The sequence below is a fragment of the Vibrio sp. 10N.247.311.49 genome, assembly GCF_041467655.1.
Classification (GTDB): domain Bacteria; phylum Pseudomonadota; class Gammaproteobacteria; order Enterobacterales; family Vibrionaceae; genus Vibrio; species Vibrio crassostreae_C.
In genome coordinates this window covers 29,184-40,261 of record NZ_JBFSVA010000004.1, presented here as the reverse complement: position 1 = coordinate 40,261, position 11,078 = coordinate 29,184, and the positions used below count along the sequence as shown (strand labels likewise).

General features: G+C 43.4%; 10 protein-coding genes. All 10 read right to left on the bottom strand.

Annotated elements, in window-relative coordinates:
• Positions 1–3 precede the first annotated feature (3 nt).
• The 10 genes from rng to AB6E54_RS06020 all read right to left on the bottom strand — a co-directional run bounded on the left by rng (position 4) and on the right by AB6E54_RS06020 (position 10,977).
• Positions 4–1,473 carry a ribonuclease G gene (gene rng / locus AB6E54_RS06065; protein ID WP_017061363.1) on the bottom strand — a complete coding sequence of 490 codons (1,470 nt, stop codon included), beginning with the start codon at positions 1,471–1,473 and terminating at the stop codon, positions 4–6.
• A 20-nt stretch (positions 1,474–1,493) separates the two neighbouring features.
• On the bottom strand, positions 1,494–2,117 hold the full coding sequence (locus tag AB6E54_RS06060; protein ID WP_372082783.1) for a nucleoside triphosphate pyrophosphatase: 624 nt from the start codon (positions 2,115–2,117) through the stop codon (positions 1,494–1,496).
• 7 nt (positions 2,118–2,124) lie between these two features.
• Positions 2,125–2,613, bottom strand: a complete 489-nt coding sequence (gene mreD, locus AB6E54_RS06055; protein ID WP_017061361.1) for a rod shape-determining protein MreD — start codon at positions 2,611–2,613, stop codon at positions 2,125–2,127.
• Positions 2,603–3,490, bottom strand: coding sequence for a rod shape-determining protein MreC (gene mreC, locus AB6E54_RS06050; protein WP_004735927.1), 888 nt, complete (start codon positions 3,488–3,490; stop codon positions 2,603–2,605). The genes mreD and mreC overlap by 11 nt, the downstream gene beginning before the upstream one ends.
• 94 nt (positions 3,491–3,584) lie before the next feature.
• Positions 3,585–4,628, bottom strand: a complete 1,044-nt coding sequence (locus AB6E54_RS06045; protein ID WP_017062957.1) for a rod shape-determining protein — start codon at positions 4,626–4,628, stop codon at positions 3,585–3,587.
• A 150-nt stretch (positions 4,629–4,778) separates the two neighbouring features.
• Complete coding sequence (locus AB6E54_RS06040; protein WP_102332745.1) at positions 4,779–8,951, bottom strand: DUF6701 domain-containing protein; 4,173 nt, start codon at positions 8,949–8,951, stop codon at positions 4,779–4,781.
• Positions 8,948–9,409 carry an MSHA biogenesis protein MshP gene (locus AB6E54_RS06035; RefSeq protein ID WP_102332744.1) on the bottom strand — a complete coding sequence of 154 codons (462 nt, stop codon included), beginning with the start codon at positions 9,407–9,409 and terminating at the stop codon, positions 8,948–8,950. Before AB6E54_RS06035 ends, AB6E54_RS06040 begins: the two co-directional genes overlap by 4 nt.
• Positions 9,399–10,121, bottom strand: coding sequence for a PilW family protein (locus AB6E54_RS06030; RefSeq protein ID WP_102332743.1), 723 nt, complete (start codon positions 10,119–10,121; stop codon positions 9,399–9,401). Before AB6E54_RS06030 ends, AB6E54_RS06035 begins: the two co-directional genes overlap by 11 nt.
• Positions 10,121–10,483 carry a prepilin-type N-terminal cleavage/methylation domain-containing protein gene (locus AB6E54_RS06025; RefSeq protein WP_102332742.1) on the bottom strand — a complete coding sequence of 121 codons (363 nt, stop codon included), beginning with the start codon at positions 10,481–10,483 and terminating at the stop codon, positions 10,121–10,123. Before AB6E54_RS06025 ends, AB6E54_RS06030 begins: the two co-directional genes overlap by 1 nt.
• A complete protein-coding gene (locus AB6E54_RS06020; RefSeq protein WP_371706451.1) occupies positions 10,480–10,977 on the bottom strand; it encodes a Tfp pilus assembly protein FimT/FimU in 498 nt (165 codons plus the stop codon). Before AB6E54_RS06020 ends, AB6E54_RS06025 begins: the two co-directional genes overlap by 4 nt.
• Positions 10,978–11,078: the final 101 nt, after the last annotated feature.

Sequence of the window (11,078 nt, the reverse complement as noted above, 5' to 3'; positions counted from 1 at the left end):
CCATTACATCATAACAACATCAAACTGCTCTTGTATGTACAGAGGCTCAGCCTGGATTTTAACTTGCTTACCAATAAAGACTTCAAGCTCCGCAAGCGCATGAGATTCATCGCCCTCTAACGCCTCAGCTACGGCAGCTGCCGCATAGACCACAAATTTATCGGCGTCGTACGCACGATTCACTCGCGTGATCTCTCGAAGAATTTCATAACAAACGGTTTCAACTGTCTTCACACTGCCGCGGCCTTCACAAGCAGGACAGCTCGAACATAGGATATGCTCAATACTTTCACGAGTACGTTTACGAGTCATCTCAACCAACCCAAGCTGCGTGAAGCCATTAATATTGGTTTTCACACGGTCTTTGTCGAGCGCAGCCTCTAAAGAAGTTAGTACTCGCTTACGATGTTCCTCAGACAACATATCAATAAAGTCGATAATGATGATGCCACCTAAGTTACGTAGACGCAGCTGACGAGCAATCGCTTGAGTCGCTTCTACATTGGTGTTGAAAATCGTCTCTTCTAGATTACGGCGACCAACAAACGCGCCAGTGTTGATATCAACCGTGGTCATCGCTTCAGTTTGGTCAATAATCAAATATCCACCAGACTTTAATTCGACTTTACGATCCAATGAACGCTGAATTTCGTTCTCGGTATCGTACATATCAAAGATAGGTTTATCACCTTCATACAGCTCAAGCTTGTCTGTCAGCTCTGGCACGTATTCAGAGGTAAACTCTTTTAGGTTTTCATATTCTAGACGAGAATCGACCTGAATCTTGCTCAGCTCAGTACCGACAAAATCACGTAAGATACGTTGGCTTAAGCAAAGCTCACCATACAAACGAGTACGCGCCTTGTGCTTACCACGACGCTCTAATACTTTTAGCCATAATCGCTTCAAGAATGCGGCATCTTGTGCCAACTCATTTGAATCTGCACCTTCTGCTGCTGTGCGGATGATGAAGCCACCGTGTTCGTCACAGTAACGAGACACGACTTTTTTAAGACGGTTACGTTCAGACTCGCTGTCGATACGTTGAGATACACCAACATGACTTGCGCCCGGCATAAATACCAGATAACGAGACGGTAGAGTGATATCAGTGGTTAAGCGAGCACCTTTAGTACCAAGAGGGTCTTTGACCACTTGCACCACAATGTCTTGCCCTTGACGGACAAGCTCTGAAATATCACGAACCTGAAATTGTTTCTTTTCGTTTTCAGCGACACATTCAGTGTGTGGGACAATATCAGAGGCGTGTAAAAAAGCTGCTTTCTCAAGGCCTATATCCACAAAAGCCGCCTGCATTCCCGGAAGAACACGGCTTACACGTCCTTTATAGATATTTCCTACGATACCGCGTCGAGCATCTCGTTCGACATGGATCTCTTGAAGAGCCCCCCCTTCAATCATGGCCACACGAGTTTCACTCGGGGTCACGTTCAGCAACAATTCAGCACTCATGGTGCACCTCAGGTTAGTAATTATAAGAATTCTTGCAGTAGCTGGTCCGTTTCAAATAAAGGTAAGCCGACAACGGCGTAATAACTACCTTCGATTCGGGTGACAAAGCGTCCGCCCAAACCTTGGATCCCATAGCTACCGGCTTTATCGCATGGCTCCCCTGTTTGCCAGTATTGTTCTATTTCTTTTTCACTGAGGGGTTTAAACCATACGTCGGTAATAATGATTTCTGTTCTTTGTTTTTCTTCTGAAACCACAGAAACCGCCGTCATCACTTGGTGACGTTCATTCGCTAACTGAGTAAGCATACGCTTAGAGTCAGCAAAATCGCAGGGCTTCTCAAGTACTTGCCCTTGACTAACAACGACGGTATCAGAACCAAGAACGACTATATCAGAGCCATTATCTACAGTATCAGAACTAGGAACGACATGCTGCCTTTCAGAAGGGTTATCTTTTAATAAAGACAACGCAGCTAAAGCTTTATCTAAAGATAGTCGCTTAACATATTCTTCGGCGGTTTCTTGAGCGTGTTTACACTCTTCAACATCGGTTACGAGGACAGAAAACTCATAACCGAGTTGAGATAGCAATTCTTTGCGGCGTGGAGAGCCGGATGCCAAAACTAAATGTTTCTTTTCCATCGTCACGCTACCTCACATGCCAATGGCGACGCACGCGTCTCATTAATAAAAACATCCAAGGCCAAAGTATACAGTTTATCAATGCGCTCCATAACGATAACGGATTGAAAACAACATCTTGGATCAAATATTCACCAAAGAAGATCAACACCTCAAACAAGACCGTTAACGCGGCAATGATCATCGCTTGCTGCCATAACGCCATGTTACGAATGACGAGGAAGTTCATCGCAATAATGTACATCACTATTGCCATCATCATGCCTCGAATACCCAGAGTAGAGCCGATCAAAAGGTCCCACAATAAGCCTAAAATCAAAGCACTACCCACGTTAACACGATGCGGTAGAGCCAAAACCCAGTAACACGTAACCAGCAGTAACCAAGATGGTCTAAATAAATCTAAGCTACCAGGCCAAGGGATCGTCTGCAGAATCAGTGCTATTAAAAATGAGCAGAAAATTACTACCTTGCTTCTCAAAACGCTATTGGCCATCTTCGCCCTCTAACAATGCTTGTTCTATGCTCGATTGATCCGCTTGCATCTGTTTGTTTTCATCAGGCCATACAAGCAGCAGGTATCTGAGCTTATCGAACTCAACCACAGGCTCTGCTTTAATCACAGCGAACTCACGTTTCGGGTCGTAATCAACGGCCGTAACATAGGCGACTGGATAACCTTCTGGATATACCCCACCAAGACCTGATGTCACCAACAGATCTTCTTCTTGTATATCGGTACTGGTTGGAATGTGCTCTAGCTGGATCTCATCAATCATGCCATTGCCCGAAGCAATCACACGGATGTCATTACGAATAACCTGAACAGGAATCGCATTGTTTGCATCAGTGAGTAGTAATACACGACTATTATGAGCAGCAACGAAAGTGACTTGGCCGACAATGCCTTTTTCGTTGATCACCGGCTGACCTTCATACACCCCATCAATCTGACCTTTGTCGATCACGACTTGATGGCGATATGGTGAAGTGTCTACCGCCATAACTTCTGTGACGACTTTCTTCTCATCACGGATAAACGGAGACCCCAACAGCTTACGAAGGCGCTTGTTTTCTTCTTGATATTGCTCAAGCAGAATCAGCTCGCTCTTCAGACGCAAGACTTCTCGTTTAATATTATGGTTGGATTCAATTAACCCTTTGCGAGTGCTAAAACGGTCGTAAACACCATCGAACATAGTGCGAGGCAAGTTGGCTGCATATTGAATAGGCGCAACCATGCTGTTTAATAGATAGCGAACATTTGAGAAAGCATCTAAACGACTATCAGCCAGCATAAGGCTGGCTGATAAAATTACAGCAAAAAACAGGCGCAATTGTAGAGAGGGACCTCTACCAAAAATTGGCTTCATTCTATATTTGGTCCTAGAGCTACATTTGATCCTATAGACAAGGTCCTAGGCTCTTTACATAAAACTAGATAAGAAAAGAGCCTAACACTAGATATTATTCTTCGCTGAACAGATCGCCGCCGTGCATGTCGATCATCTCTAGAGCTTTACCGCCACCTAGAGCAACACACGTTAATGGCTCTTCTGCAACAACAACAGGGATACCTGTTTCTTCTGTTAACAGGCGATCAAGGTCTTTAAGCAGTGCACCACCACCTGTTAGTACCATACCGTTTTCTGAGATATCAGAAGCCAGCTCTGGTGGACACTGTTCAAGTGCAACCATGACTGCAGATACGATGCCAGATAGAGGTTCTTGAAGTGCTTCAAGGATTTCGTTTGAGTTTAGGCTAAAGCTACGAGGCACACCTTCAGCAAGGTTACGACCACGTACTTCGATCTCTTCGACTTCATCGCCAGGGTAAGCTGAACCGATTTCGTGTTTGATCTTCTCTGCTGTCGCTTCACCGATCAAGCTGCCGTAGTTACGACGAACGTAGTTGATGATCGCTTCATCAAAACGGTCACCACCAATGCGAACAGAAGACGAGTAAACCACACCGTTCAGTGAGATAACCGCAACTTCAGTAGTACCACCACCGATATCAACAACCATTGAACCTGTTGGTTCAGATACACGTAGGCCAGCACCAATCGCAGCAGCCATAGGCTCATCGATTAGGTAAACCTCACGAGCACCAGCACCTAACGCTGATTCACGGATAGCACGACGCTCAACCTGTGTTGAACCACAAGGTACACAAACCAAAACACGAGGACTTGGTTTAAGCACACTGTTGTCATGCACTTGTTTGATGAAGTGCTGAAGCATTTTTTCCGTTACGTAAAAGTCGGCAATTACACCGTCTTTCATTGGACGGATCGCTGAGATGTTACCAGGCGTACGACCAAGCATTTGCTTAGCAGCGTGGCCAACAGCAGCGACACTCTTTGCAGAACCCGCACGATCTTGGCGAATAGCTACAACTGAAGGCTCATCAAGAACAATGCCTTGGCCTTTTACATAAATAAGGGTATTGGCTGTACCTAAATCAATCGATAGGTCGTTTGAAAACATGCCACGAAGTTTTTTAAACATATTCTTCGCTCATCCTGCAAGAATTAGAAGACAAAAATTGCACTAAATGTACCAATGCCTTGCTGTTACGGCAAGGCATTGAAGTACAAACATGGACTGAAACCCGCAATTTCTTACAGATTCCTAACTTAAGGGGCAAAAATTATATTATTACTGACCTGTTAAGCCACTTTCACCTCGGTAGATCACACGATCGTTACCACGGTAGATACCAAATGTGACGACGGTGGATGGATCTTCATCACCCAGTTGGCGCCAGTTGTAACGTAGCCATGGTTGATCTTGATCACTGCCACTACATGAGATGTTATTTCCGCCATCGCTATCAGGCTCAGAGTCATCCATTCTTAACCACAGACGAACTTGCTCACGTGGCGCGTCTGTTCCTGCTGGCGTATTTTGATTTGCTGTGACCTCTTCTTCTCCATCATCCACATTTCCACTACCGCTAAGTGAAACTAAAGTGGTTGCCGCCCCTTCACTGTGCCAAATAACTTGTTTACAAGTATTAGCCCCATTGAAGGTACTGTGGTCATCATCCTCGTTAACAATAAACTCGCTGCCATCCCAGAACTCAGTTCGCAGCGGAATAGTTAGAGTAGTACCGGAATTACCACCAATATCATCAAGCGCCATTCGGCCATAACGAGCTGGAGGCTGGACCGGAAACTCGACAGAATCAGTCAAAATATCAGAGTCAGTAAATGAAACAGGATCAACTCCTGCAACGGTCAAGCCAAAGTGGGTAATAGTGGAGTTAGCATCTGAAGTATTAAACGGTGCATCTCTGCGGCTAACGTCATCTGAATCCGTAACTCGCTGAAGAACAGAGGCACTATCGTTCAACAACCAATGCTTACGATCATTAGACCAAGACCCAGCATCCGTATCTAGCAAGAAGCCGTTATCTATATTGCTATCATCTAGAACACCAAACTTTGCTTGTAGTTCTGTATTAAAGAATCGGTAATTATTAAGCGCATTATCCGTATCACCTTCACCTTCACCTGATGCCATTGGATATACTTGGTGAACTGTAGAGTCATAAGGTTGACTCAAATAAGCAATGTCGTTTTGATTCGCGACATTCCATTCAGGGTTCTCTTGCAGGAAGTACTTCGGATAGAAGCGGCCAATTGATTTACTTCCAGAAAATCCACCAAGAATCTTGCCGTAAAAGCTGCTCGAATCTTCAGTCACTTCAAAATTTATACTACCAACTTCTGAATACTTTAAACTTTTGAATTTATAACCATTATCATTAGGACTAATATCGGAACTAGACTGAGTCAATTGGCTGCCAGGCTCTAAGCTACCAAGCACTGCACCATTATTGCTAGGTGTATCCAGAGTATGAGTTGCAACGACAGCACCAGAGGACAGCAAATAGTTTTGTGTTACTAAGCTATTGTTACACGAAGGGTTAGCGTTACTCGAAAATCGAATTGGTTTAGCAAACACGTCAAACTCTTCCCCTGCTGCAACAAACGCATTCCCACCACTGCTGTTGCCATCAGAACTGTTGTTTGTACAGATTGCAAATTGCCAAGGTCTGACATAGACCTCAACGATACCTTCTAACGAATCCCAACTGTCACCATCATTATCTTCACAATCATACCCCGTTGGACATTCAAAAGTAGGGTCCGAAAGTTTGAAGCTAACCTTACCCGCTTCACTGTAAATAACGGAACCTGTAGTTTGAGCGGAACTATCAAATTCAAAAATTACCGAAGTATCGCTCCAATCGCTCTTACTTTTTACCAATAAGTTTCCATCAACGGCTCCCTGGGCAGAAGTGGGGTGCACCAATGAAAAGTCCGAGACATTGAGAGTTTTATCCCCTAGATAACCTAAAACAGGTGTTGCCGTATCATCTTTACAAGCCAAAGCTTTCAGGTCAAAGCTCGCAGCCAGACCGGCTACAGCATATATATCGCTCGCTTCAAATTTGTATAGCGATACTAAAAAGTCGCCAGAGTCACTTTGATTGGAATCTGACGCCAATTCAGCCTCAATTTTATAAGTCCCAATTGATTCAGCATCTAAACCGAGCGTTAATATCCCAGATGAATTTGTCGAATAAGAATTACCACCGTTATGGCGCCCCTCAATAACACTATCAACAATTATGCCAGCAGGTGTCGTAATATAAACTTCAACTTGCTCCGTGGCTGGATTCCCTTGAGAATCAGTTATGATGACCGTCACTTGTGGAGTTTCACACAATAAAGAGAAATCTTTATTAGGTGTCAGATCCAATTGATAATCTGATGGTTGCACAGGACAAAACTGACCATCATCAATAATTTTCCCATCAGGTCGTAATTCTATATTTTTCGCTGTTACTCGACCATTTATAAGACCGTTGCCACCAGTAACAAGGACTTTATCGCGACTAAAAATTAGCGCATTCAAGTTCCTTTCCACCTGAACTAACGCATTGCTACCTTTATAATTCTCAGCCCATATAGACAGTTTGAAGCTATTATTAATAACTTGCCCCCCGCCTGACAATTCAAAACTATTCACATAGATCTTAGTATTTTGAGATAATATTATTTTACCGCTAGCACCTACAATCAAATGCTCAATATAATAGGTATCCCCAGTCAAGTTAATCGTACCTGAACCTCCAGCGGATACTGTATTATACTTACCGCTAACCAAGTTGATTTCTTGCCAACCGGCATCCACATTTTGACCTGTTGGTAAATCTAGATCGACAATATTAGGCTCAGTTATATATAGCGATGAGTTCTCTACACACTCGTTGCCATCACATTGTGTCTTTGGGTTAACGGTTGGGTTTGTCGGGTCAACCCATATGCCTACTTGCCCACTAGACTGGTAGGTACCTTCAATCTGAATCGAGGCCGTATTTGAAGTCCATAATAAGCTACTATTATCCCCCCAAGACTGAACCACATATGGAGCAACATCACATATATCTAATGGAACATCTTCCATTTCAAAAGCAAAGTAACCCACTTCTTCCGGAATATGCGTGCGGTCTCTAAAGTCCTCATCTACAACAAAGCTAACTTGGTTCGTGTTAATGTTACATCGACGTAGCCAGCCTCCGTGTCCACCAGCCCTCTCTTGTTTATTAGCTATGATCCCGTCAATATTCGTTAGAGAGGTGGTAGCATACTTATCCTCACAGCCATCCAACATTGGGTCATTACCGCTTTGACTTGGCGTATCATACCCTCTTGCAAATTGAACCTTAAAACCATCAACATCAAGGTTAGTATTGGTGGCTAACGTCGCTAAAAACGCGATCTTCTCATCGTCATAATCATCGTTACTGCGGTGAGAAGCACTTAGCTCCAAAAACAAATCAATGTATGACGTTTCATCGGTTCGCCTAACCTTGCCAGAGGTCATCCATTTATCATTGTTATTTCGAGTTTGAATTTGATGCAATACCACCGGATTAGAAGAAAAGCCAGCTCCGCCAAAATCGCTATAAAGGACTCTATCATTACTATTTGAGCCTGATTTAGCACTGGCTGCATTGGTGTTCAAATAACCCGCTATGACTTCATGGCCATTAAAATCGGCCACACCGGGCTCAATCGCAAGGTAACTGACTTCTGTTATCGGTTGGCTATCTAAATCTGAACCACCGCCATTCTTTGGCGCCTTAATCTGCTTGATGGTCGCTTCGGTTTTGCTTACCTCGGTAACCATTAACGTTGCAGGAGCATCCGCGTCAGGGGCACTTGAATCAATGGTTGGCATCACAAACACCAGTGGCGTGTTGGTATAAGACTGAGTCAGTGGGATCTTACATTCTCCACCAGAGCACTGAACGATACCAAATTCATACTGAGCATCGTTTGAATAAACCGGCGGTGGCTCGATATCCGAGCTGTCACATTCTAGTTCAGTACTGTCCCCACTATTAATATCGACGCTTTGCGGGTGAATACCTTTAAAGTCTGCGGGGTAATTGCCTAAAAAAGTAAAACCCTGCCCATCGTCAACGTAGTAGTCTGCGGTTCCGGCATCATTTCCCGCTCCCGGCTGATAAATCAGTTGAACACTATAGTCTCCCCCACCAACCATGTAACGAGGATCGCGAATAAAGGGCGTATCTCCCACCGTAGGCTCATTAATATCATTGGTCCAGATGGTGTATTCCGGGCGGTTATTTCCGGGCTCTTGCTCTGCAAACACAGATTCAACAAGCTGGGCGGAATTGATATTAAATGATATTTTAAATTCACCGCTCGGATCTACGTTACAAGTCGACGCTGTCGCGATCAAAGGGAATAGGCAGAAACAGGCAACTAAAATATATCTACATGCTTTCATCGTATTGACTCCTTCACCCACACTTCTTGATTACGTTGCACTTGGCTCACACCAGAACCGCAAATTACCGAAGACTCTAGAACATAGAAAACAAAGCCATCAAGCTCTCCTCGATTGGAACACTGCACTCGCTCAAGAGAGCAATTCACCGAAGCCGTATCAACAATAGAGCTTGCTACCGTAAAAACCCCACCTCCGGGTTGGAGATCATTGCTGCTACAAACACTAGCAACAGCAGAAGAAGCCTGAGGATCAGGATCCGGATAAAACTGAGTCATAACATATTCATTAACAGAGTGACTGAGCAACCAAGCTTGTGTGCCAAGTACAACTCGAGTGTTTGAATCATTATCAGACCAACTCGTTCGACTCAAACTTGTCGCTAAGAAACCAAGCACCACGATAACAAAGATGACAATGACTAACGCACTACCTTTTTGGGTTGATTTACGGGACATTAATCACCTGTATATCTAGCTCAAACACTGTGGACTCATTATTTTCTGCAAACTCGAGAATCAACTCAACAACACCGTTACTCTGAACATCCGCAGGTTGATAACTCAGAGTGCTATTCTCACTCATAACTCGATCGCTTATTGTGACACCATTACGAGTTAGTAAATTACTATTCGCAAGGCAATACTCCACAAGGTTATTTGAGTCAAAAATGTAGTGCCTTTTACCTACAGATTCACTGACAAGAGTGTTAGCTCCATTTGGAATAGAAAAGTATGCAGCAGATACGCTCGGAGGAACCACACTATCAAGAGGGTATACATTATTTAGGTTGTTGATATCCGTATGTGGTCTAGTCGGATTTATAACCAATGACATAGATTGTAATGAACTACTTGTCGCTCCAGTATCACTAACTAGAAAGTTAATGTCTGCCCCCGAGGTAGCGTAAAAACCTGAATCAACAATTGGATAAAATGATACGCAACCGCTACTTACAGAAGCAGGAAACAGATTAGGTACAGCATGCCTCACTTCACGCGAAAGCTTTTCCAGTACAAACCTAGCTTCGGTTTGTAGCCGAAAGCGCTCTACAGAGCCAAAATAGCTTCTCATACCGAGTTCAGTAAAATTCGCGACACCAAGCAAAACGATACTTGAGATGACAATAGCTAAAATCATCTCTATAAGCGTAAACCCTTTCCCTTTCATTAATACTCCCCTTTATAAGCAACTAAAGTGATAGGAGGATTATTGCTTGCGGTAATTGTTAAGGTAAATTTCTGCATCGAAGCAGTTGGGGTATCGTTGGCAACAACCAAATCCACATCAAAATTAGTATAAGTGCTGCCGAGTTCAATTGGAGTACCTGAGCTCACCGTTCCGTAATCTCGAGCTAACAGATCGGTCATAATACTTTGACCTAATGCCGAAGCTCGGTTGGAATAATTTACTTGCCCTGAAAGCGCAGATTGTGGTGCAAGAAAAGTAGAAAATGCGAGCATTGCAAAACCAAGTAGTACAATAACAATGATCGACTCGATAAGCGTAAAGCCACTATTTACGTACTTCATGGGCATACCTGATTACTTGGATAAACAAAACCTTGAGAGTTAACACAAACCCAAGCTCTGTCTGAACTATTATTGGATAAAATCGTAATTTGAACACCAGATGAGGCGGTATTTTCAGGATTACCTAAAAGGCTGAATTCGATTGGCGAAGAGTAATTAGAGGAAGGTACAGACGCGAAACTATAATCATCACTAACGATAACATCACTTCTTGTTTCAGATGTGTTATCACAAGCAGATTGCGAACCGATACAATTGTTCGCAGCTACTAAACGTAAGCTTTCAGCACCTGACACAGACATATCCATATTGGATTGCATTCGATTGAGCTGAATTTGTCGGATGACAGAAGATGTCTGTTCTTGAAGAGCATACAATTCGTAGACTTGGCGACCTCCAAACCGGCTAATAGCTGTCGCTGAAATAATAGCAAGTAAAAGAATCACTACGATCAATTCAACAAGAGTGAAACCTTTGTTTGGCTTTATGTCCATATACATCCTAAGTAGCTCAATCGCAGCTCTACATTACAAGATAGAAAAAAAACAATGAATATATCTATTGTGAATATTAGAGATTTATTAGTTTATTCCTA